This is a genomic window from Massilia litorea (assembly GCF_015101885.1).
GTDB classification, from domain to species: Bacteria; Pseudomonadota; Gammaproteobacteria; order Burkholderiales; family Burkholderiaceae_D; genus Telluria; species Telluria litorea.
In genome coordinates, this window is the sequence record NZ_CP062941.1 from 1015600 (window position 1) to 1037879 (window position 22280).

The following is a 22280-nucleotide window of genomic DNA, read 5'->3' on the forward strand; positions in this document are numbered from 1 at the left end:
GACATTCACACCGGCGCCGTCGCCTTGCCCGGCAGCGCCGCGGCCGCGCCCGGATACAGGCGCAGCAGCGTCGCGTCGGTCGCCGCCTCGATCACCGCGAACAGGCGCGCCGCTGCCGCACCCAGGTCGGGTGCGGCGCGCACGTCCTGCCACAGCGTCCCCAGCGACTGACTGGCCAGGGCGGCCTCGACTTCGGCCTGCCAGAAGGCCGGCGCTTCGCTTTCGATGTAGTTGCCGCGCCCGCGACCGAAGTGCGCCACGGCCAGGTAGCGCAGCACGGCCCCGGTCAGCAGGGTCTGGAGAAAAGCGTCGGCGAACTGCACGCCCGGCTTGTCGTTGTCGCTGCGCTGGTTGAAACCCCAGGCCGCGCCCGCTGCCGTCAGGCCGCCGACGAGCGCGCCGAGCAGTGCGCCGCCGCCCAAAGTCAGGCCGCCCGCCATCAGGTCGGCCGAGAGACCCGTGGCCGCGCCCGAGACCACGGCCCCGAGCAAACCTGCTTGTGCCTTGTCGATCGGCGCGCGCACCGAAAAGTTTTCGCGCACGCGGGTGTTGATCGCGCGCGCTTCTCCGGGATCGACCTTGTGCAGTACCAGCATGCGCATGGTCGCCTTGTTGATCTCTCCGTTCAGGCGTTCGACCAGGGCCGCCATCGCCGCTTCATAGCGCTGCTGCCGGTCCTTGTTGAGGCCGACCGCCTTCATGGCCGTGCGCAGGAAGCCGCCGCCCTCTTCCACGACCGGCTGGCTGTCGCGCGCGGCGGCTGCCACCTGCTCGGCGCAGATGCGCAGGGCGCTGGCATAGCGCTGGCGGTTGTGCTCTTCCCAGGCCGTGCGCAGGCGCGCATAGCCGGCCTGTTTTTCGGGTGCGACCAGCGGCGCCACCGCTTCGTAGAACACGTGTTCGTGCACCCAGCAGCGCGCAAACGCATCCAGCGCCAGCACCTCGCGCACCACCGGAAAGCGCGCCAGGTGCTTTTTCCATTCCTGCTGCTCGGCGCCCTCCTGCGCACCAGGGCGCGGCGGCCCCATCTGGTTGAGCAGGACGACCACCGGTTTTCCGAGCCATTCGAGGATGTTCATTTCCGCCGGCAGGTAGCCGGCGTCGCCCGGCGCTTCCGAGGAATTGACGAGGTAGAGGACGACGTCGGCTTCGTCCTTGGCTGCTCGTAAAGCCTGCTGGCTGAGCCAGAACGGACGGTCGCGGTAGCGGTCGAAGACTTCGCGCAGGAACCAGCCGATCGGATTGCCCGTCAGCGCCAGGCGTTTGAGTAATCGCACCGAGTCGCCGAAGCCGGGCGTGTCCCACAGCAGCAGGGTGTCGCCTGCGGCGCTGGTTTGCAGCGGATGGGCTTCGGCGAAGGTCGTCACGTGGGCGGCGTCGCGCACCTCGCCGACGTCGGCGCCCACCAGGGTGCGCGCCAGGGTCGTCTTGCCGTTGTTCGTGTGCGAGACCAGCGCGAACTGGATTTTGACCGCGATGTTATCCACGTCTTCGTTCATCGCAGCTCCGGCAGGGCCAGGCCCGCGCCCAGTTCGATCGGGCGTTTGGCTGGATCGACCAGGTTGACCACCGTGGCGGCGGTGCCGTGAAAACTGCAGAACTGGCGCCACAGGGCGATGCGTTCGTTCACACGCGCGTCCAGCCCGGCCTGGCCGGCGCCACGTTCGGTCAGGCTCGATTCGTCCAGCAAGACGGCCACGCCGCGGCGGCTGTTGCGGACCAGGTAGTCGAGGAAGGCGCCGTGGTTTTCCTTTTCCGGCGTGGCGGACAGGCTGAACAGTGCAGCGGTGACGGTGACGCCCGCTTCTTCGAGAGGCGTGGCGCCCATGGCCTCCTTCGGTTCCTCGCCATACGGCACCGTGGGGCGCAGCAGCACGCGCGCCTGGGCGCCGAGCGCCATCGCGGCCACCGTCCACAGGCCGCGGTCGCGCGCCTCATCGAGGGTAAAACTGTAGGGCAGCACGCGCAGCACGGCCGGGGTGCCGGCGCCGATGCTGTCGGCCAGCTTGCGGAAATAGGGGTGTTCCAGCTCGAGCGGGAAGCGGCGCGCGAGGCGCCGCGCGCGCCAGCCGGCAAAGGCGGCCAGGACCAGGCGCGGCAGCACCACCAGCAGCAGGATCGTCGCGCCATACAAGTGTACCCAGCGCTCGCCGCCGATGGCCGGGGTGGCCGGGGTGCCGGCACTGAAACGCAGCGCTTCGATGTCGGCCAGGCTAAAACCCTGGAGGAAGGGGAAGAGGAAGAGCACCGGCTTGAACAGCCAGGACAGCAGGGTGTGGACTTGCGTGGCGTCGAGGAAGGTGCTTTCCCAGCCGGCCACATATTGGGTCAGCAGGCCGCGCGCGTACAGAGAGAGGACGGCCCCCAGGGCAAAGGCGGCGGCCGACAGGTGGACGGTGCGCGACAGGCGCGCGCGCGTCAGCGGCTCGCTCAGCACGGCCCACTCGGCCATGAAGTTGGTCATGCCGGTGGCCAGCGCGCCCGGCAGCTTGCGCGGCAATGCCGCCTTGCCGACGCTGAGGCGGCTCAGTAAACCCTTCCCCGCCCAGCCGGTCTTGCGGCCCGGGATGAAAGCCCAGATCAGCAGGATCAGGTAGACCAGCAAGTTCCAGCCGATGATGAACAACAAAGGCGCCGACAGCAGGTCGACCCGGTGCGGATCGGCGATGCGGTCGAGCAGCGCGCCGGCGAACAGCGCCAGCACCGGCAGCGCGGCCCAGATGCCGGGCAAGCCGAGGCCGCGGCGCCCGAAGGTGGCGAAGGCCGGCGTGCGCTCGCCCAGGCGTTTGATGATCTGTTCCGAGCGCTGCTCGAGAAAATGTTCCTGGGTCACCGCCGCCTTGCTGTCGGCCGCCTGCCAGGCCGCCAGTTCGCGCGCGCTGCGGCTGGCGTACTTGCGGTCGTCTTCGCTCAGCACCTGGTGGCCGGTATCGGCGCTTTCGATCGCGCGCACCAGCACGACCCGCCGTGCAACTTGTTCGTTCATGCTCGCCCTGTTTTATTGGATTGGCAACTTCACAAGCTCGATTGTGCACCAGATTGCCGCCCTACCCCAGCACGGGCCGCTCGCGTCAGCTCGACCGTAGCAAAACTACGCATGTACGATTGACTTCAATCGAGCACGAGCGTAGCGTCTCCCCTACTGTATTGATGAGCTTCCCGGCAGAGGTAGCGAAAGTACAGCAAGCACCTACTGACGGTGCCCTTATACACGCTTAAAAATATAAACAGATATCGGAGACTGACATGCAACGCACACTACTCGCCGCCCTGATCACGGGCGCCCTCCTCGGCGCCCCGGCCTGGGCCGCCATCAACCCGAATGCGCTCGGCGCCGCCTATGACGCCACCAAGGCGAATGTCACTTTTAAAGTGTATTCGGGCAAGGCCACGCGCATCGAGCTCTACCTGTACAGCACCGCCACCGGCACCGCCGAAAAGGCGAAATATGTGATGACGAATATGAGCGGGATCTGGAGCGTGACGATTCCGACCGCCACCCTCAGCAGCCTGGGCCTGAGCGGCACCCTGTATTACGGCTACCGCGCCTGGGGCCCGAACTGGCCCTACAACGCGAGCTGGACCAAGGGTTCCAGCCTCGGCTTCCTCAGCGACGTCGACACCGCCGGCAACCGTTTTAATCCAAACAAGCTGCTCACCGACCCGTACGCGCTGGAGCTGAGCCACGACCCGACCACGGCGACGATGACCAACGGCACTATCTACGCCAGCGGCGCCACCTACCGCAACATCGACAGCGGCTCCTCGGCACCGAAAGGCATCGTGCTCGCCGGCGACACGCAAACGATCGGCACCAAGCCGACCCGCGCACTGAAGGACGATGTCGTCTACGAAGCCCATGTGCGCGGCCTGACGATGAACGACAGCAGCATCACGGCGGCCTACCGCGGCACCTACAAGGGAGCGAGCCTGAAAGCGGCGGCCCTGGCCGCGCTCGGCGTGACGGCCATCGAATTCCTGCCGGTGCAGGAAACGCAGAACGACACCAACGACAACGATCCGACCAGCACCACGGGCGATAACTACTGGGGCTACATGACCCTGAACTATTTCGCCCCCGACCGCCGCTATGCCTATGACAAGACCCCGGGCGGCCCGACGCGCGAATTCAAGGAAATGGTCAAAGCCTTCCACGACAACGGCATCAAGGTGCTGGTCGACGTCGTCTACAACCATACCGGCGAAGGCGGCGCCTGGTCGCCGACCGACACGACGACCTATAACCTGTACGGCATGCGCGGCCTGGACAACCCGACTTATTACAGCCTGACTTCGGATTTCCAGAATTCCTGGGACAACACTGGCGTCGGCGGCAACTACAACACCCGCAACACGGTTGCCCAGAACCTGATCGTCGATTCGCTCGCCTACTGGCGCGACAAGCTGGGCGTGGACGGCTACCGCTTCGACCTGGCCTCGGTGCTCGGCAACACCTGCCAGCACGGCTGCTACAACTTCGACAAGATGGACGCCGGCAATGCCCTGAACCGCATCGTGGCCGAACTGCCGCCACGGCCCGCGGCCGGCGGAAGCGGCGTCGACCTGATCGCCGAACCATGGGCGATCGGCGGCAATTCCTACCAGGTAGGCGGCTTCCCGAGCGGCTGGGCCGAGTGGAATGGCGGCTACCGCGATGTCGTGCGCCAGGCGCAGAACAAACTCGGCAGCGTGGCGATCACGACCGGCCAGATGGCGACGCGCTTCGCCGGTTCCAGCGATTTATACGGCGACGATGGCCGCAAGCCCTGGCATTCGATCAATTTTATTACCGCCCATGACGGTTTTACCTTGAAAGACCTGTACAGCTGCAACAGCAAGAACAACGGCCAGGCCTGGCCGTATGGCGTCAGCGATGGCGGCGAGGACAATAACAACAGCTGGGACCAGGGCGGTATCGCGGCTGACCAGAGAAAAGCCGCACGCAACGGCGTCGCGCTGATGATGCTGTCGGCCGGGGTGCCGATGCTCGTCGGCGGCGACGAGGCGCTGCGCAGCATCAACTGCAACAACAACCCCTACAACCTCGATTCCTCGGCCAACTGGCTGAACTGGACCCGCAGCACCGACCAGAGCAACTTCGAGGCGTTTACGAAAGCGATGATCGCTTTCCGCAAGGCCCATCCGGCCCTGCGTCCGGCGAATTTCTATTCGAGCGTGGACAACAACGGCAACGTGATGGAACAGCTGCGCTGGTTCAAGCCCGACGGCGGCGTCGCCGATGCGACCTATTTTAATGACGCCAACAACCATGCGATCGCCTGGCGCATCGACGGTTCGGAGTTCGGCGATAGCGCGTCAAGCATCTATGTCGCCCATAACGCCTGGAGCGCGCAGGTGAACTTCACGCTGCCGTGGCCGGGCGCGAATAAAAGCTGGTACCGAGTCACCGATACCTGCACCTGGGCCGAAGGTCCGGCGCAGGTCCAGGCGCCGGGGACCGAGGTCGCGGTCGGCGGGGAAAACACGAGTTATGGCTTGTGCGGCCGGGGTACGCTGCTCCTGATCGCCAAGTAAAGGTAAACGCGTTCGCAAGTCTGGCGCTGCAGGTCGTCACCTGGCATGCGGCGCCAGCCGTATGAATCGTGCCGGCGGCCTCGTTTCAGTGGCGGCCGTAGTGTCCATATCCGCCGCGATAGCCGCCGTGGTGGTGCCCGTAAAACCCGAAACCCAGGCCGATGGAAACGGGCGGGCCGACATAGGTGGGATAGCCGGAATAATACGGGTCGTAGGCGCTGGCATAGGGCGGCGCATAGACGCAGCCTCCGAGCCCGCCAGCGAGCAGCAGTACGACCAGGGAACGTCGTGCCGCGCGTTTGAGTCGCATGTCCATGTCAGCCTCCGAGCACCATCCTGCGTTGTAGTCTAGGCGGGGCTGCCGTGCTTGCAATGGGCGTTACATTCCGCTTACAACTTCGAGCGGCAGGGTCAACTATGACCACTGACAGGGTCTCATGTTCCCCACGATTGCAGGCTGGCTGATGCCGGTCTGTAGTTCGCCATGTGCGCTGCACAGAACGCTGGCAAGTATTCAAAAATAAGCGAAACTCGCCGACAATCCGACGGCCGATCGGTGTATTCTGCACAACAGATGGGGTGCCAAACTCACAAAACAGTCCAGAAACTGACAGTCGCCCGCACTGGCGCTCGTCATGGACTTAGGAGACAGTATGTCGAAGTTTGCCGTGGATCACGTCAAGCGCGTCCATTCGGTCGTCCACGACCGGATCGGCGCTGACTGCATTGGGGCCGGCAACCGGATCACCCGGTCCTGGATCCGGTGCCTGAACGAATACCAACTCAATCCCGACAGCTGCGCCGAGCCCGAAGTGGTGGCGCCGATCGAACTGCAGGAGCGCCAGGAACGGCTGGCCGACGTGCAGGCCGTCGCCAAGGTCGAGATGACGAACCTGTACCAGCAGCTGGCCGGTTCCGGCTACGCGATCATGCTGACCGACCGCGAAGGCGTGCTGCTCAATTATTTCGGCGACCCCGCCTTTACCCATGCCGCCTCCAAAACCGGGCTGATGCAGGGCGCGGTCTGGAGCGAGCGCGTGCAGGGGACCAACGGCATGGGCACCTGCCTGGTCGAACGCCGTCCGCTGACCGTCCACCAGGACGAACACTACCTGTCGCGCAATATCGGCCTGTCCTGCGCCGCGGCCCCGATCTTCGACCATGAAGGCGAACTGGTCGGCGTGCTCGACGCCTCCGGCGAATCGCGCCTGGCCCAGCAGCACACGCTGGCCCTGGTCAGCATGTCGGTACAGATGATCGAGAACCGGGTTTTCCTGCACCAGTTCCGCCACGACTACATCCTGCGCTTCCACAACCGCCCCGAATTCGTCGGCACCCTGAGCGAAGGCGCAATTGCGCTGAGCATCACGGGTACGGTGCTGGCCGCGAGCCGGGCCGCCCTCTCCCTGCTCGGCTACACCCGTCCGGAGGAGATCGTCGGGCGCGATGTCTGCGAACTGTTCAACATCACCTTCCCGGGGCTGGTCGACAGCAGCACCCGGCGCGCCTTCCACCCGGTGCCGATATTCGAAGTGCGCAGCAACGCGCGCTTTTTCGCCGTCGTCTACCAGCCGGTGGCGCATTCCAACGCGCGCCGTCCCCAGCGCGGCGCGGCCCTGCCCACACCGGCTGAAACCAGTGCGCTCGATGCGCTGCACCTGGGCGACCCGGCAATGCGTGCCAATGTGGACACCGCCAGGCGGGTCATGGAGCGCAACGTGTCCATCGTGCTGCTCGGCGAAACCGGCAGCGGCAAGGAACGTTTTGCGCGCGCGATGCATTTGTCGAGCAGCCGCGCCAGCCGCCCTTTTATCGCGATCAATTGCGCCTCGATCCCGGAATCCCTGATCGAGAGCGAACTGTTCGGTTATCGGCCGGGCGCCTTCACCGGGGCCAGCAAGGAGGGGCAGCGCGGCAAGCTGCTGCAGGCGAACGGCGGTACCCTGTTCCTGGATGAGATCGGCGACATGCCGGTCGCCCTGCAAGCCAGGCTGCTGCGCGTGCTCGAGGAGCGCGAAGTCGTGCCGCTCGGCGGGGAAACCCCGGTCAAGCTCGACATCCGCCTGATCAGCGCCACCCATTGCGACCTCCTGCAGAAGATCGAGAGCGGCGCCTTCCGCGAGGATTTGTATTACCGGCTGCAAGGCGTGACCTTCACCATGCCGCCGCTGCGCGACCGCCAGGACCGCTGCGCGCTGATCCGCCAGCTGGCGCTGGAAGAAAGCGACGCCGGCTGTCCGGTCGAGCTCGACGACAAGCTGCTGGCTGTGCTCGACCGCCAGCACTGGCCCGGCAACCTGCGCCAGCTGCGCCACCTGCTGCGCACCATGATCGCGCTGCGCGCAACGGACCGCCTCACCTTGGAGGACTTGCCGCCGGAATACCGCCACGGCCTGGTGGAAGCCGGCGCCGCTGCGATCACGCCGGCGGCCGGTTCCGCGTCGGCAGGCGCTGCCGTGTCTGCTGTCCTGCCTGCCCCCGCGCCCGGTAACAAGCCCGGCGCAGGACTCAACCCCTTCGAGTGCGCCGAACGCGAGGTACTGCTGCAGGAACTCAAACGCCATCAATGGAACCTGAGCGGCGTTGCCCGTGAGCTCAACATCAGCCGCAACACCCTGTACCGCAAATTGCAGCGGCTGAATATCGAGCATCCCGACAAATCGCTGTTCCATTGACAGGTTCAAGCATGGACGCCGCGACCCACGCACGCTATACAAGCACTGCGATCGCGCTGCACTGGGTCATTGCGCTACTGCTGCTGGGCCAGTTCGCCTTCGGCCTGCTGCTGGACGATATCCCGCGCGGCACGCCGGCGCGCGGCTATTACGTCAACCTGCACAAGAGCACCGGCATCCTGATCGGCCTGCTGATCCTGCTGCGCCTCGGCTGGCGTTGGACGCATACCCCACCACCCCTGCCGGACACAATGCCGCCCTGGCAGCGCCGGGCGGCCAGGCTCAGCCACGTGTTGCTGTACGGGTGCATGCTGGCCCTGCCGCTGTCGGGCTACCTGGCATCGAACTTCAGCAAGCACGGCATCAAGTTTTTCAACCTGGTGCGCTGGGCGCCCTGGGGACCGGACGACAAAACCCTGTATGCCGTGTTCAACGGCGCCCACCACCTTGCCGCGCTGCTGCTGGCGCTGCTCGTTGCCGTGCACGTGCTCGCGGTTGCGAAGCACATGCTGGTCGATCGCGACGGCTTGCTGCTGCGGATGTGGCCGCAGCGCGGCCCGCCGGTCGAGACGGCGCCTTCCACCCTTTCAATGGAGAATCGATGACAGTATTACCCTTGCGGCGCCTGGGCGCCATGGCCACCCTTGCCCTCTCCGCGGCGCTCCCGTCGAGCCTGCTTGCCGCCCCGATGGCCTATGTCCCGAACGAGGGATCGGGCACGATTTCGGTGATCGACACGGCCACCGACCAGGTGGTGGCCGAGCTGCCCGGGGGCAGCAAGCCACGCGGCCTGGCCGTCGGTAGCGACAGCCGCTGGCTATATGTCAGCGACCAGCCGAAAAACAGCCTGCAGCTGGTCGAACTCGGTGCCCGCAAGCTGGGCCCGGTGGTGGCGCTGGGCGAATCGCCCGAAGGCGTGTCGATTTCGCCGGATGGCCGCTGGGTGATCGCCGCGGTCGAAGGCAAGAACGAGATCGCGGTCACGGACACCCGCACGAATGCGCTGGCGTTTTCCATCCCGGTGCACGGCAAGAATCCGGAACACGCCGTGTTCAGCCCGAATGGACGCCTGGTCTTCGTCAGCGCCGAGGAGGGCGATGCCGTCGACATCCTCGATTTTACGACCCGCAAGCAGGTGGCCCAGGTCTCCGTGGGCGCGCGTCCGCGCGGCATCGGCTTCTTGCCGGACAGTAGCCGCGCCTACGTCGCCACCGAAAACGCGAACGAGGTATTCGTCATCGACACCACCAGTTTTGCGATTGTCGCGCGCATCAAGGCGGGCTTGCGCGCCAACGGGATCGCGGTGCACCCGAGCGGCAAATACGTGTATGTGTCGAACGGCGGCGACGCCAATGTGTCGGTGGTCGACACCGCCAGCAACCAGATCGTGGCGACGGTGCCGGTCGGCCAGCGCCCCTGGAACATGGCGATTACGCCGGACGGCAAGAAGCTGTATGTGGCGAATGGCCGCTCCAACAGCGTGAGCGTCATCGACACGGCCAGCCGCACCAAACTGCGCGACATCCCGGTCGGCAAACTGCCGTGGGGCGTGGTGGTCCGGTAGCGCGCTATCCTGAAAGCGCTGCGGGACTTCCCGCCGCCAGATTCTCGTGCGGCGCCTCGTTCAGGCAGGGGCGTCGCCGGGAAAGCTGCCGACATCGACACTGACCGTGCGGTGTCGCGTCGGCGGCGCCGGCATCGCCGCCGGGCCCTTTAATAAATCGATGACCAGGCCGGCGGGATTGCAGCCGATCGAGGCGTGCAGCCCGGCATAGGCTGCGGTCAGGCGCGGATTGACGTCGAGCACCACCGCGCCGCGCTCGCTCAGGATGATGTCCACGCCGACATAGCCCCACAAGGTGGGCAAGGCGGCCGCCACCTGCTGCGCCAGGCGCTCGAGCGCGCCGTCCGCATCCGTCAGGCCGTTCACGGTACTGCCGAGGAAGTGAAACCGGTTGTCGCGCACCGCCACCCGCTCCTGGTTGCGCGCCAGCAGCCGCGCCGTGCCGTCGCAGCAGATCAGGGAGAGGCTGCCCAGCTTGCCCGCGACAAAGGGCTGCAGGACATAACCCTGTGCCGCGCTGGTGCGGATCCAGGCCAGCGCCGCCGCGCGATCGCTGAACAGGCGGGTGTCGAGACAGCCCGCGCCATCCTCCGGCTTGACTACCCATGCGCCCTCGCCCTCCGGCAAAGAAGCGTGCGGGCGATAGGTAGGGACGGTCGCGACGCCGCCCTCGGCCAGCGCCCGTGCCACCTTCAGCTTGCTTCCCGCGACCCGCACCGCACCGGGCGCGCTCCCCAGCAGGATGCGCTTGCCGCGCAAGATGTCACGCGACAGGTGTTCCAGCAGGCCTTCCGATTCCGGCGCCAGCGGCCACACCGCGTCCGCCGCCTGCACACAGGCGGCAAAGCGCTCGCCGAAGCTGCGCGCCGCCGGCGGCTTGCCCGGTGCATCCAGCGTCGCCATCGTGCACACTTCGACACCCGGCACGGCGCCGAGGTCGGCCAGCAGGGCATCGAACAGCATCGCGCCCTGCTGCGTGAACGCATGCGGCAGGGGGCGTGCCGTTGGTCCGCCTTCCGTCACATAATCGAAAGCAAACACTTTCAAGGGCGCCATCCTGTGCCTCCGGCTGGTTCCATGTCAGGCAGCGTCCATCCGCCGAGCTCAGCGCTGGGAGGCGACCACCTTGACCAGGGTGAGCGTTTCGTCGATGACGGGCAATGCTGCACCGGGTGCCGGTTTGCCGGCCCGGGGCGCGCCCTGGGGTGCCGGAGAGGGCGGCGCCGCGCCGCGCGCTTCCATCGGCGCCCCGCTGCCAGGTAGCGCTGTGCCGGTTGCCGCTGCGCCCGGCGCTGTTCCCCCGGCGGCGGCCGTGCGCGCCACCACCGTACCCGGCGGCGGCCGGTTTCCCTCCGTATTCGTCAGCGAGGTACTGACCTGGTAAATGCCCCCCGGTACCCCGTCACTGAGGATGAACGTATACGTCTTGCGCACGTAGTGTTCGAAGCGCGCATGCAGCGGATCGTCCAGGTAGGGCTGGATGCGGACCGCCTTGCCGTCCAGCGTCTTGCCCTGGTAGGTGATGCGTTGCGGTGTCACCTGGGCGCTGTTGGCCAGCGCCATCCGGATGCGCTTGCGGAAATAGGTGACCGATCCGCCCGTCAGGCGCTTCATCTCGGCAATGTCATGCTCGAGAAAGCCGAGCAGGACCGGGTTGCCGTGTGCGTCATCCATCTCGGGCAGTACGTGCCTGCGTTCGCCGGTGAGGAAGCGCAGCGCGGCATGCACCTGTCCCGCCTTGCGCGAGACATCGAGCAGGACGCTGTCGGTGAACGCGGGCTCGACGTTGCTGAGCTTGCGGAATTCATAGACCAGGGTTGCCGGCGCCTTCATCTGCGCCAGGTGGTCGGTCTCGAAGAGCAGGATTTCGGCCGGCGAGACTTCCTGCTGTGCGAGGGCGTTGCCGATCGGGAGCGCAACGAGAATCGCGAAGCCCAGGCAGGCTGCGCGCACCCGGGGCGCCGCGCGCGCAGCCGGGCAATGTAGCGGGCGCGCGCTCATGGTGCTTTCGCCACAGGGGGAGCCGATGCCGCCTGCCCCTGCTGCTCGATCAGGGGCACGCCGTATTGTTCGAGAATCGCGTGGATCTTCGCTTCGTTGGCGACGATCAGCTGGTCGATACGCTGGCGAAAATCCTTGTCGCCCTGACGCACCGCCATCGCGATCTCGAAATCGAATTTCAGGCCCGGCTTCGACACCAGCGGAATGGCGACGATCGGCGCCGTACGGGCATTCCTGGCGAAATAGCCGGCAATCGGTCCCCAGGCAAAAGCCAGGTCGATCTTACCGCTGGCCAGGTCTTTCTCGACGATTTCGCCTGGATACTGCTCGGCGTCGCCGGTCTGGCTCTGGTACCAGTTCACTTGCTCCATCAGTTGGTTCTGCAGCAACCAGTCGGTGACGGGCGAGCCGGCAAAGGCACCGATGCGCAGTTTCCTGCGCTGTGCAGGATCGAGCGCCAATAAATCGTCGAGGCTGCGCACCCCGTCCAGTCCCTTGCCCCTGACATAGGCCATGGCATAGGCGGAGTGGTAGTAGGGCCGCGTGGTTGCGGCGAGATCAAACCCTTTCGCCACGCCCGTGACCAGGTCGCATTTGTAGCGATCGGAATTTTCTTCCTTGGCGCGCAGGGTATTGCGTATAAACCCCATCCGCTGCGGGAACCAGGTGTGCTCCAGCTTCCAGCCCAATTGCTGGGCAAACAGGGCTGCGATCTTGTTCTCGAAACCGTCCAGCGCACGGTTCGACAGCGGCAAATTGTTCGGGTCCTGGCAGACCCGCAAGACCTTGTCCTCGCCAGGTTGCGGCCCCGGCTGCGCGCCTGCCGGGCCGGGTAGCCAGGCCAGCACGCAGGCCGCGCCCGCCAGGAGCGGGAGCCATGTCGGCCGCCACCTCATTTGCCGATCTCCTGCAGGCGGCCCGGTTCGATGGCGCCGTCCGAGCGCCCCTTCAGGTAGGCGTACAGGTTGTCGATGTTTTCGCTCACCATCTTGCTGTTCTCGAAATTCGGCATGCCCTTCTCGATCCGTCCCTTGAGCACGGTCGCCTTGAATTCCTCCTTGCTCAGCACTTTTAAACTGTTCACCAGCGAGGGACCGACCATGCCTTCCTGGGCGGCGCCGTGGCAGCGCTCGCAGGCCATGGCGCGCCAGGTTTTCCAGCCGCTCAGGGTCTGCGCGTCGACCTTGTTCCCAGCGGCCACCTTGTACGGTGCGTTGTCCGCCGCCAGGGCCGGGGCCGACAGTAATCCGGGCAGCGCCGCCAGGGTCCAGCAAGCGGCGGCGATGACTGCTTTGTTCGTGAGTCTGTTCATATTCATTCCTGGATAGCGAGGGTCGCTTGCCGGCCTCCCCGGCCGGCAAGTGCCCTCAATTCAGTTCACTTCACTCTGCACGGCAGCGATGAGGATGATCGCTTCAGCGGTCCGGCAGTGCGAACACCGTCAGGACGCCACCGAGCTCGGTGTACTTGGCCAGGTCCTTGTAGCCGCCCACCGCGCCCAGGCCTTCGGTGCCCTTGGTCAGGCCAGCCGCGAGACCGATGCCGGCCCAGCCGCCGATCCCCGACAGCACGCCGATGTATTGCTTGCCCTTGTATTCCCAGGTGTGGACGTTGCCGATGATGCCCGATGGGGTCTTGAACTTCCACAGCTCCTTGCCGTTGAGGTCGACCGCCTTCAGGTAGCCTTCCAGGGTGCCGTAGAAAACCACGTCGCCGGCGGTCGAGAGCGCACCGCTCCAGACCGAGAATTTTTCCGGCTTGGACCAGACGATCTTGCCGGTGCCGGCATCCCAGGCGATGAAGTTACCCAGGCCGCCGTGGCTGTTCGGCGCGGCGTACATCGAGAGGGTCGAGCCGACATAGGGCTGGCCGGCCGTGTACTCGATCTGGAAGGGCTCGTAGTCCATGCACACGTGGTTCGTCGGCACGTAGAACAGGCCCGTCTTGCGATTGAAACTGGCCGGCTGCTGGTCCTTGCTGCCGAGGGCCGAGGGGCAGATGCCCTTCGAGTTCACGTCGGGACCGTTCTTGTCGGTGCTGTACTTGGCGACGACCTGCGGCCGGCCAGTCTTCATGTCGACGTGGGTCGCCCAGTTCACCTTCGGATCGTATTTTTCGGCCACCAGCAATTCGCCGCTCACACGGTCGAGGGTATAGCCGAAGCCGTTGCGGTCGAAGTGCACCAGGGCCTTGCGCGGCTGGCCTTTTACTTTGATATCGGCCAGGATCATTTCGTTGACGCCGTCATAGTCCCACTCGTCGTGCGGCGTCATCTGGTACACCCATTTCGCCATGCCGGTGTCGAGGTCGCGTGCGAAGATGGTCATCGACCATTTGTTGTCGCCCGGACGCTGGCGCGGATTCCAGGTGCTCGGGTTGCCGGTGCCGTAGTACACCAGGTTTGTCGCCGGGTCGTAGCTGTACCAGCCCCAGGTCGTACCGCCGCCCAGCTTCCATTGATCTCCCTGCCAGGTTTTTAGGGAGGAGTTGGGGCCGATCGGCGCCATCTTGCCGTCGGTCCAGGTCATGGTCCTGCCCGGATCGACCATCAGTTCGTTGTCGGGGCCGGTGCTGTAGGCCTTCCACAGGATCTTGCCGGTGTTGATGTCGTGCGCCGTGACGCGTCCGCGCACCCCGAACTCGCCACCGCTGATACCGGTCAGCACTTTGTCCTTGAACACGTGCGGCGTATTCGTCGTGGTCTCGCCGATCTTCGGATCGCCTACCTTGATCTTCCAGAGTTCGGCGCCGGTCTTGGCGTCGAGCGCGACGAGGGTGGTGTCGGCCTGCTGCAGGAAGATCTTGCCGTTGGCATAGGCCACGCCACGGTTGACGGTGTCGCAGCACATCACCGGGATCACGGTCGGGTCCTGCTTCGGTTCGTACTTCCAGCGGATGCTCTGGTCTTCCAGCGAGAGTGCGAACACCTTGTTCGGGAAGGGGCTGTGGATGTACATCGTATCGCCGACGACCAGCGGTCCGCCTTCGTGGCCGCGCAGCACGCCGGTGGAGAAGGTCCAGGCCACTTGCAGGTTTTTCGCGTTCTGGGCGGTGATCTGTTTGAGTTCGCTGTAGCGGTGGTTCGCCAGGTTACCCGACTGCATGGCCCAGTTTTTCGGGTCCTTGGTCAGCTGTTCGACATCGGAGTCGGCGGCGAAGGCCGGGGCGGCAGCCAGCGCCAGGCACGGCCACCAGCGGATGAGTCTTGAAGTAAATGACATGGTTAAGTCTCCTGTGGTTTTTATAAGCAGTGCGACCTGGTCAAGCGTCAGACAAACTTCCCAACTTCAGCAGGCGGGTGGGCCTGCCATCAACACAGCACTAACCGTGCCAATGCGGTGCCAGTGCCGGGCCGCACGGGGCCGGGTCGCGCCGCCCTCCTGCCTGCCCGCGGTGCGTGACACTGCTGTGCAAAATTCGAGACAGTCGCGCCACGACCTGTGCCGTCCACGGCGCAGCGGCAGGCTGAACACCCGGCTCAGCGTTCCGGCACATGGCAGGCCTTGTTGGCGCTGGCCTGCAGCGCTTTGTATTTGGTCGCCATTTCCTTCACCGGCGGCGGATCACGAAACAGCGCACCGCGTTCGCCCGCGAGGGTCTGGTTGCGCAGGGCGGTCGACATCGTCACGTAGTCGTCGTAGCTCATGTCTTTGGCGATGTGATCGATGGCGCAGGAGCATTTATAAAGGTACTCGTACTTGCCCTCGTGTTTTTGCATGCACTCGAGCACGTACTCGACGCGGCTGCTGGTCGGGAAATCATGGGCCTGGACAGCGAAGGGGGCGAGGCAGGCCGCCAGCAGCAGGTAAATTCGATTCATCTTGTCTCCATATGGGCTTGCCGGCACTGGCCCGGCATGTGGGCCGGCGCCGGCAGGGGCCGGTTGTGCGTCAGGCGTTCTTGAGCACGCCACGCGACTTCGCGACATGGGTCGAGATCGCATCCATCAGGGCCGGCGACAGGGCGTCGTAGGGCGGCAGGCCGATCTCGTTCAGCCGTGCCCGGATCGCGCCCATCTCCTGCGGCGGCGCGCCCGCTTCGATGATCGAGGAGACGAAGGCGGCAAACTCCGGCGGGGCCCAGCCGCGCTCTTTCGAGAGCTCGGTGTGCACGAAGTCGAGCCCATAGAAAGCGTGGCCCGTGTTCTCGATGCGGCCGTACATGTGGACGCCGCAGTCGCGGCAGGCGTGGCGCTGGATGGTGGCGCTGTCGTCGACGATTTGCAGCTTGTCTTCGTTGGCGGTCACCTTGACATTGTCGCGTCCCACCACTGCCACCTGTGAAAACAGTGCACCGGCCGGCTTCCAGCATTTGGTGCAGCCGCAGACGTGGTTGTGCGCCACTTGTCCCTTGATCTCGACGGTGACGGGATTCGTCGCGCACTGGCAGGTCAGGGTCCCGCCCGCAAAACCGGGCGCTGCCCGCTTGATACCATCGACCGCCGGATGAATGTTCACTTCGCTGCTCATGATCGCGTCTCCTGTTGGTTGGTTTGGACTACTCAGTACAACACCACCGAGCGGATCGACTGCCCGCTCTTCATCAGTTCGAAGCCCTCGTTGATGCGCTCGAGCGGCAAGGTGTGGGTGATCAGGTCGTCGATGTTGATCTTGCCGTCCATGTACCAGTCGACGATCTTCGGCACGTCGGTGCGGCCGCGCGCGCCGCCGAAGGCCGAGCCTTTCCACTGGCGTCCGGTCACCAGCTGGAACGGGCGCGTGCTGATTTCCTGGCCGGCGGCGGCGACGCCGATGATGAAGGACTGGCCCCAGCCTTTATGGGTACACTCGAGCGCCTGGCGCATCAGCTGGACGCTGCCGACGCATTCGAAGGAAAAATCGGCGCCGCCATCTGTCAGCTGCACGATGTGGTCGACGATGTTGCCGACCTCATTCGGGTTGACGAAATGCGTCATGCCGAATTTTTTGGCGATCTCGACCCGGCCCGGGTTGATGTCGATGCCGATGATCTTGTCGGCGCCGACCATCTTCGCGCCCTGGATCACGTTCAGGCCGATGCCGCCCAGGCCGAACACGACGACGTTCGTCCCCGCCTCGACCTTGGCCGAGAACACGACGGCGCCGACACCGGTGGTCACGCCGCAGCCGATATAGCAGGCTTTATCGAAGGGCGCATCCTCGCGGATTTTCGCCAGCGCGATTTCGGGGACGACGATGTAATTGGAAAAGGTCGAGGTGCCCATGTAGTGGAACAGGGGCTTGCCGTCCAGCGAGAAGCGGGAAGTCCCGTCGGGCATCAGGCCGCGCCCCTGGGTCGAGCGGATCGACTGGCACAGGTTCGTCTTGCGCGACAGGCAGAATTTGCATTGCCGGCATTCCGGCGTGTACAGGGGAATCACGTGATCGTCCGGCTTGACCGAGGTAACGCCGGGCCCCGTTTCCAGCACGATACCGGCGCCCTCATGGCCGAGGATGGCGGGAAAAATGCCTTCCGGGTCGGCGCCGGACAGGGTGTAGTAATCGGTATGGCATATGCCGGTCGCCTTGATCTCGACCAGTACCTCGCCGGCACGCGGCCCCTCCAGGTCGACCTCGGCGATGGACAGGGGCTCTCCGGCCTTCCACGCAATGGCAGCTCTCGTTTTCATGGCATCTTTCTTGTCGATGAGGTCCACCGTTCTGGCGGACGGGTTGGAAAACAGTGTGTCTGGGCTCCCCTGTCGCTCCAAAACTGCAACAGGGCCGCGCGCGCTGTTCAATCCGGGGACAGGTGTTCCGTCTTTGTCGCTTGGGTTCCGGTCGAGATGGCGCCTGGCGCTCCCTGGAAGCCAGAGGATGCAAGGGCCGTGCCACGCCGCCCTCGGACGGCAGGCGCAGGATGTGCAGCTGAGTTCTGTGAACGGGCGGCCGTGGAGGGCAGCGGCATGCAGCATCCGCCGCCATGGCCCGGCAGTGAGAGCGCCGATGTTTCAGCGCCGCCATCCGCCGTGGCCCCAGCCGTGCCGGCCGTGGCCGCCGTAATACCCGTGGCCGTGATGGTGATGATGGTGGTGGCGGTAGTAACCGAAGCCGAAGCCGAGCGTGACGGGTGGCCCGACATAGGCCGGATAGCTGTAGGCGGGGTAGGCGGGGTAGTAGGGATCGTAGGCGGCATATGGCGGCGCGTACACGCAGCCTCCGAGCCCTGTAGCCAGCAGCAGTGCGACGACGCTCCGCCGTGCTGCGCGTTTGTTTCGCAGGTCCATGTCAGGACCCTCCTCGACCGATGGACTGGTTTCATTCTAGCCAGGGGCGACAGGTTTTCAACGTCAACGCTGTAAGGGGGTGTAACGCGCAGCCCGGGCGGCTCTCACAGGCGCGAGGATTTTGATAGATTGAGGCTATTGAATTATTAAAATCAATTCATTTCCATGCGAGGATGAGAATCACTATCATTTGAGTTCGATTCTCGACGCCAGGAACAGTAATGATTACCGCAGCGAAAAGACTTAGCCAGGTCGCCACTCATATGGGAATCGCGTATGCGCTCGCTTACGCGGTGACCGGCTCGGCCGTCTTCAGTGGCCTCGCGCTACTGGCTGAGCCGGTGATCAATGTCCTGCTCTTGCCTGTTCATGAAGCGGCCTGGGCAAGGTGGCGCCGCAGTGGGGCCGCAGGTATGCCGTCTCAATTGGGCTTGGCGGCCGAGAAACTCAGCCAGACTGCCTTGCATGCGGGTGTGGCCTTCGGGACGATGTACGTCGTCACCGGGTCGGCTGCAATGGGCGGCGTCGCCATGTTGCTCGAGCCGGTGTGCAATGTGCTGGTGCTTCCGCTTCATGACCGCCTGTGGGATCGCCTGGAGCGTAGTGAAAACAGGAGGCTGGTCATGAGCAACGCCTGAGATTGCCCGAGCTTTCGTTAGACGAAAAAAAACCCGCTCAGATCACTGAGCGGGTTTTTTCTTTATAACTAGCCTGACGATAACCTACTTTCACACTGGTTGCAGCACTATCATCGGCGCAAAGTCGTTTCACGGTCCTGTTCGGGATGGGAAGGGGTGGGACCGACTTGCTATGGTCATCAGGCATGACTTGTACGAGACGCAGTTCTCATGAACTGCGACTCAGAATCTGGAGGAAGTAAAGTTGGGTAGTGTGTATCAACAAACAGCACACTGTATTCAATTGAACTATACCTGCTAAGGTTATAGGGACAAGCCGTACGGGCAATTAGTACTGGTTAGCTTAATGCATTACTGCACTTCCACACCCAGCCTATCAACGTCCTGGTCTCGAACGACCCTTCAAGGAGCTCAAGGCTCCGGGAAATCTCATCTCAAGGCAAGTTTCCCGCTTAGATGCTTTCAGCGGTTATCTCTTCCGAACTTAGCTACCCGGCAATGCCACTGGCGTGACAACCGGTACACCAGAGGTTCGTCCACTCCGGTCCTCTCGTACTAGGAGCAGCCCCCTTCAAATTTCCAACGCCCACGGCAGATAGGGACCAAACTGTCTCACGACGTTTTAAACCCAGCTCACGTACCACTTTAAATGGCGAACAGCCATACCCTTGGGACCGGCTACAGCCCCAGGATGTGATGAGCCGACATCGAGGTGCCAAACTCCCCCGTCGATATGAACTCTTGGGAGGAATCAGCCTGTTATCCCCAGAGTACCTTTTATCCGTTGAGCGATGGCCCTTCCATACAGAACCACCGGATCACTATGTCCTACTTTCGTACCTGCTCGACTTGTCGGTCTCGCAGTTAAGCACGCTTATGCCATTGCACTATTAGCACGATGTCCGACCGTACCTAGCGTACCTTCGAACTCCTCCGTTACACTTTAGGAGGAGACCGCCCCAGTCAAACTGCCTACCATGCACTGTCCCCGATCCGGATAACGGACCAAGGTTAGAACCTCAAACAAACCAGGGTGGTATTTCAAGGATGGCTCCACGAGAACTGGCGTCCCCGCTTCAAAGCCTCCCACCTATCCTACACAGATTGGTTCAAAGTCCAATGCAAAGCTACAGTAAAGGTTCATGGGGTCTTTCCGTCTAGCCGCGGGTAGATTGCATCATCACAAACATTTCAACTTCGCTGAGTCTCGGGAGGAGACAGTGTGGCCATCGTTACGCCATTCGTGCAGGTCGGAACTTACCCGACAAGGAATTTCGCTACCTTAGGACCGTTATAGTTACGGCCGCCGTTTACTGGGACTTCAATCAAGAGCTTGCACCCCATCATTTAATCTTCCAGCACCGGGCAGGCGTCACACCCTATACGTCCACTTTCGTGTTTGCAGAGTGCTGTGTTTTTATTAAACAGTCGCAGCCACCAGTTTATTGCAACCCTTTCGCCCTTCCACAGTAAAGTGGTCAAGCTACCGGGGCGTACCTTTTCCCGAAGTTACGGTACCAATTTGCCGAGTTCCTTCTCCCGAGTTCTCTCAAGCGCCTTAGAATACTCATCTCGCCCACCTGTGTCGGTTTGCGGTACGGTCTCGTATGACTGAAGCTTAGAGGCTTTTCTTGGAACCACTTCCGATTGCTTCGCAGCATAAAGCCGCTCGTCCCACCCCCTTGAATTCCGCGCCCGGATTTGCCTAAGCGCCTTCTATGAGGCAGAAACTGACTATTCCAACAGTCAGACAACCTTCCGCGATCCGTCCCCCCATCGCATCATACGACGGTGCAGGAATATTAACCTGCTTCCCATCAGCTACGCATCTCTGCCTCGCCTTAGGGGCCGACTCACCCTGCTCCGATGAACGTTGAACAGGAAACCTTGGGCTTACGGCGTGGAGGCTTTTCACCCCCATTATCGCTACTCATGTCAGCATTCGCACTTCTGATACCTCCAGCATCCTTTACAAGACACCTTCGCAGGCTTACAGAACGCTCTCCTACCATATCGATCAAAGTATAAATACTTCGAAAAATATCCGCAGCTTCGGTGACTGGCTTAGCCCCGTTACATCTTCCGCGCAGGACGACTCGATCAGTGAGCTATTACGCTTTCTTTAAATGATGGCTGCTTCTAAGCCAACATCCTGACTGTTTTAGCCTTCCCACTTCGTTTTCCACTTAGCCAATCTTTGGGACCTTAGCTGGCGGTCTGGGTTGTTTCCCTCTTGACGCCGGACGTTAGCACCCGACGTCTGTCTCCCAAGCTCGCACTCATCGGTATTCGGAGTTTGCAATGGTTTGGTAAGTCGCAATGACCCCCTAGCCATAACAGTGCTCTACCCCCGATGGTGATACTTGAGGCACTACCTAAATAGTTTTCGGAGAGAACCAGCTATTTCCAAGTTTGTTTAGCCTTTCACCCCTACCCACAGCTCATCCCCTAATTTTTCAACATTAGTGGGTTCGGACCTCCAGGGCGTGTTACCGCACCTTCATCCTGGCCATGGGTAGATCACTTGGTTTCGGGTCTACACCCAGCGACTGTCGCCCTGTTCGGACTCGATTTCTCTACGGCTCCCCTATCCGGTTAACCTCGCCACTGAATGTAAGTCGCTGACCCATTATACAAAAGGTACGCCGTCACGGAACAAGTCCGCTCCGACTGTTTGTATGCACACGGTTTCAGGATCTATTTCACTCCCCTCCCGGGGTTCTTTTCGCCTTTCCCTCACGGTACTGGTTCACTATCGGTCGATTACGAGTATTTAGCCTTGGAGGATGGTCCCCCCATGTTCAGACAGGATTTCTCGTGTCCCGCCCTACTTGTCGTACGCTTAGTACCACCGTCTGAATTTCGTGTAAGGGGCTATCACCCTCTATGGCCGGAGTTTCCAATCCGTTCCACTATCCAGTCGACTATCACGTACAGGCTCTTCCCATTTCGCTCGCCACTACTTTGGGAATCTCGGTTGATTTCTTTTCCTGCAGCTACTTAGATGTTTCAGTTCGCCGCGTTCGCTTTGCATGCCTATGTATTCAGCATGCAATGACCTGTAAAGGCCGGGTTTCCCCATTCGGAAATCTGCGGATCAAAGTGTGTTTGCTCACTCCCCGCAGCTTATCGCAAGCTACTACGTCCTTCATCGCCTGTAATCGCCAAGGCATCCACCATGTGCACTTATTCGCTTGTCCCTATAACGTTAGCCCCTGGTTACTCACCAGGGAGCGCTATAGTTCAAGGAGTACAGCTTGTTGCATGTTTGTTGATTCTTACTACTACCCTAAGTGTGCACTTTTACATGCACGCTTAAAAAAACTTTACTTCTTCCAGATTGTTAAAGAACAGAACAACAGTGATCTCGAAAAGATCAAACCTAAATCGCACCAGGACCTGGCTGACTTACATTTGAACTTTATGGTGGAGGATGACGGGATCGAACCGACGACCCCCTGCTTGCAAAGCAGGTGCTCTCCCAGCTGAGCTAATCCCCCTTATTGGGTTTGCCAATAACCTGGTAGGGCTGGTTGGACTCGAACCAACGACCCCCGCGTTATCAACACGGTGCTCTAACCAGCTGAGCTACAGCCCCGAAACTGTGTTCTTTGTTCAACAGTCGATAAGTGTGAGCGTTTGGTGACTGGGTTCAAGACCCG

At 62.7% G+C, this 22280-nt stretch carries 17 protein-coding genes, 2 tRNA genes and 2 rRNA genes; 5 read left to right on the plus strand and 16 right to left on the minus strand.

Annotated elements, in window-relative coordinates; translation table 11 throughout:
- Positions 1-5: 5 nt before the first annotated feature.
- A complete protein-coding gene (locus tag LPB04_RS04515) occupies positions 6-1499 on the minus strand; it encodes a GTPase domain-containing protein (RefSeq protein ID WP_193687564.1) in 1494 nt (497 codons plus the stop codon).
- Entirely contained in the window at positions 1496-2986 is a 1491-nt protein-coding gene (locus LPB04_RS04520) for a DUF2868 domain-containing protein (RefSeq protein ID WP_193687565.1), read from the minus strand. Before LPB04_RS04520 ends, LPB04_RS04515 begins: the two co-directional genes overlap by 4 nt.
- Positions 2987-3246: 260 nt before the next feature.
- Between LPB04_RS04520 and LPB04_RS04525 the strand changes: the two genes are divergently transcribed.
- Positions 3247-5535 carry an isoamylase gene (locus LPB04_RS04525; protein WP_193687566.1) on the plus strand — a complete coding sequence of 763 codons (2289 nt, stop codon included), beginning with the start codon at positions 3247-3249 and terminating at the stop codon, positions 5533-5535.
- Positions 5536-5620: 85 nt separating this feature from the next.
- Here the strand turns inward: LPB04_RS04525 and LPB04_RS04530 are convergent, their stop codons facing one another.
- Complete coding sequence (locus LPB04_RS04530; RefSeq protein WP_227496612.1) at positions 5621-5845, minus strand: hypothetical protein; 225 nt, start codon at positions 5843-5845, stop codon at positions 5621-5623.
- Positions 5846-6188: 343 nt separating this feature from the next.
- Between LPB04_RS04530 and LPB04_RS04535 the strand changes: the two genes are divergently transcribed.
- From LPB04_RS04535 to LPB04_RS04545, 3 genes are read left to right on the plus strand one after another with little or no spacing between them, the layout of a single operon-like run.
- A complete protein-coding gene (locus LPB04_RS04535; protein ID WP_193687568.1) occupies positions 6189-8210 on the plus strand; it encodes a sigma-54-dependent Fis family transcriptional regulator in 2022 nt (673 codons plus the stop codon).
- An 11-nt stretch (positions 8211-8221) separates the two neighbouring features.
- Positions 8222-8815 carry a cytochrome b gene (locus LPB04_RS04540; RefSeq protein WP_193687569.1) on the plus strand — a complete coding sequence of 198 codons (594 nt, stop codon included), beginning with the start codon at positions 8222-8224 and terminating at the stop codon, positions 8813-8815.
- A complete protein-coding gene (locus LPB04_RS04545) occupies positions 8812-9774 on the plus strand; it encodes a beta-propeller fold lactonase family protein (protein WP_193687570.1) in 963 nt (320 codons plus the stop codon). Before LPB04_RS04540 ends, LPB04_RS04545 begins: the two co-directional genes overlap by 4 nt.
- A 60-nt stretch (positions 9775-9834) precedes the next feature.
- On the opposite strand, the gene LPB04_RS04550 is transcribed toward LPB04_RS04545, so the two are convergent.
- The 9 genes from LPB04_RS04550 to LPB04_RS04590 form a co-directional block, all read right to left on the minus strand.
- Complete coding sequence (locus LPB04_RS04550; RefSeq protein WP_227496730.1) at positions 9835-10815, minus strand: ATP-grasp domain-containing protein; 981 nt, start codon at positions 10813-10815, stop codon at positions 9835-9837.
- A 63-nt stretch (positions 10816-10878) separates the two neighbouring features.
- On the minus strand, positions 10879-11775 hold the full coding sequence (locus LPB04_RS04555; RefSeq protein ID WP_193687572.1) for a hypothetical protein: 897 nt from the start codon (positions 11773-11775) through the stop codon (positions 10879-10881).
- Positions 11772-12671 carry a quinoprotein dehydrogenase-associated putative ABC transporter substrate-binding protein gene (locus tag LPB04_RS04560; protein WP_193687573.1) on the minus strand — a complete coding sequence of 300 codons (900 nt, stop codon included), beginning with the start codon at positions 12669-12671 and terminating at the stop codon, positions 11772-11774. The genes LPB04_RS04555 and LPB04_RS04560 overlap by 4 nt, the downstream gene beginning before the upstream one ends.
- Positions 12668-13087, minus strand: a complete 420-nt coding sequence (locus LPB04_RS04565) for a c-type cytochrome (protein WP_193687574.1) — start codon at positions 13085-13087, stop codon at positions 12668-12670. The genes LPB04_RS04560 and LPB04_RS04565 overlap by 4 nt, the downstream gene beginning before the upstream one ends.
- Positions 13088-13190: 103 nt before the next feature.
- Positions 13191-14996 (minus strand): methanol/ethanol family PQQ-dependent dehydrogenase, encoded by a 1806-nt coding sequence (locus LPB04_RS04570; RefSeq protein ID WP_193687575.1) that lies wholly within the window; start codon positions 14994-14996, stop codon positions 13191-13193.
- A 257-nt stretch (positions 14997-15253) separates the two neighbouring features.
- The gene (locus tag LPB04_RS04575) at positions 15254-15595 is read right to left on the minus strand and encodes a hypothetical protein (RefSeq protein ID WP_193687576.1); all 342 of its coding nucleotides are present in this window, start codon (positions 15593-15595) and stop codon (positions 15254-15256) included.
- A 70-nt stretch (positions 15596-15665) separates the two neighbouring features.
- Complete coding sequence (gene gfa / locus LPB04_RS04580; protein ID WP_193687577.1) at positions 15666-16244, minus strand: S-(hydroxymethyl)glutathione synthase; 579 nt, start codon at positions 16242-16244, stop codon at positions 15666-15668.
- 32 nt (positions 16245-16276) lie between these two features.
- Positions 16277-17383, minus strand: coding sequence for an S-(hydroxymethyl)glutathione dehydrogenase/class III alcohol dehydrogenase (locus tag LPB04_RS04585; RefSeq protein ID WP_193687578.1), 1107 nt, complete (start codon positions 17381-17383; stop codon positions 16277-16279).
- 321 nt (positions 17384-17704) lie between these two features.
- Positions 17705-17905 (minus strand): hypothetical protein, encoded by a 201-nt coding sequence (locus tag LPB04_RS04590; RefSeq protein WP_227496613.1) that lies wholly within the window; start codon positions 17903-17905, stop codon positions 17705-17707.
- A 296-nt stretch (positions 17906-18201) separates the two neighbouring features.
- Here LPB04_RS04590 and LPB04_RS04595 point away from each other — a divergent pair, with 296 nt between their 5' ends.
- A complete protein-coding gene (locus LPB04_RS04595; RefSeq protein ID WP_193687580.1) occupies positions 18202-18618 on the plus strand; it encodes a DUF2061 domain-containing protein in 417 nt (138 codons plus the stop codon).
- A gap of 71 nt (positions 18619-18689) precedes the next feature.
- Here the strand turns inward: LPB04_RS04595 and rrf are convergent.
- From rrf to LPB04_RS04615, 4 genes are all read right to left on the minus strand, one after another.
- Positions 18690-18802, minus strand: a 5S ribosomal RNA gene (gene rrf / locus LPB04_RS04600).
- 123 nt (positions 18803-18925) lie between these two features.
- Positions 18926-21818 (minus strand): 23S ribosomal RNA (locus LPB04_RS04605).
- A gap of 224 nt (positions 21819-22042) precedes the next feature.
- Positions 22043-22118: transfer RNA gene (locus LPB04_RS04610), tRNA-Ala, on the minus strand.
- A 21-nt stretch (positions 22119-22139) separates the two neighbouring features.
- Positions 22140-22216 (minus strand) — tRNA-Ile (locus LPB04_RS04615).
- Positions 22217-22280 lie beyond the last annotated feature (64 nt).

What these genes read in the sequence shown, in the direction of transcription:
- LPB04_RS04515 (WP_193687564.1), bottom strand. Translation starts at nt 1,499, where the DNA reads ATGAACGAAGACGTGGATAACATCGCGGTCAAAATCCAGTTCGCGCTG.
- LPB04_RS04570 (WP_193687575.1), bottom strand. Translation starts at nt 14,996, where the DNA reads ATGTCATTTACTTCAAGACTCATCCGCTGGTGGCCGTGCCTGGCGCTG.
- LPB04_RS04540 (WP_193687569.1), top strand. Translation starts at nt 8,222, where the DNA reads ATGGACGCCGCGACCCACGCACGCTATACAAGCACTGCGATCGCGCTG.
- LPB04_RS04585 (WP_193687578.1), bottom strand. Translation starts at nt 17,383, where the DNA reads ATGAAAACGAGAGCTGCCATTGCGTGGAAGGCCGGAGAGCCCCTGTCC.
- LPB04_RS04555 (WP_193687572.1), bottom strand. Translation starts at nt 11,775, where the DNA reads ATGAGCGCGCGCCCGCTACATTGCCCGGCTGCGCGCGCGGCGCCCCGG.
- LPB04_RS04565 (WP_193687574.1), bottom strand. Translation starts at nt 13,087, where the DNA reads ATGAACAGACTCACGAACAAAGCAGTCATCGCCGCCGCTTGCTGGACC.
- LPB04_RS04575 (WP_193687576.1), bottom strand. Translation starts at nt 15,595, where the DNA reads ATGAATCGAATTTACCTGCTGCTGGCGGCCTGCCTCGCCCCCTTCGCT.
- LPB04_RS04535 (WP_193687568.1), top strand. Translation starts at nt 6,189, where the DNA reads ATGTCGAAGTTTGCCGTGGATCACGTCAAGCGCGTCCATTCGGTCGTC.
- LPB04_RS04560 (WP_193687573.1), bottom strand. Translation starts at nt 12,671, where the DNA reads ATGAGGTGGCGGCCGACATGGCTCCCGCTCCTGGCGGGCGCGGCCTGC.
- LPB04_RS04595 (WP_193687580.1), top strand. Translation starts at nt 18,202, where the DNA reads ATGATTACCGCAGCGAAAAGACTTAGCCAGGTCGCCACTCATATGGGA.
- gfa (WP_193687577.1), bottom strand. Translation starts at nt 16,244, where the DNA reads ATGAGCAGCGAAGTGAACATTCATCCGGCGGTCGATGGTATCAAGCGG.
- LPB04_RS04520 (WP_193687565.1), bottom strand. Translation starts at nt 2,986, where the DNA reads ATGAACGAACAAGTTGCACGGCGGGTCGTGCTGGTGCGCGCGATCGAA.
- LPB04_RS04545 (WP_193687570.1), top strand. Translation starts at nt 8,812, where the DNA reads ATGACAGTATTACCCTTGCGGCGCCTGGGCGCCATGGCCACCCTTGCC.
- LPB04_RS04530 (WP_227496612.1), bottom strand. Translation starts at nt 5,845, where the DNA reads ATGCGACTCAAACGCGCGGCACGACGTTCCCTGGTCGTACTGCTGCTC.
- LPB04_RS04525 (WP_193687566.1), top strand. Translation starts at nt 3,247, where the DNA reads ATGCAACGCACACTACTCGCCGCCCTGATCACGGGCGCCCTCCTCGGC.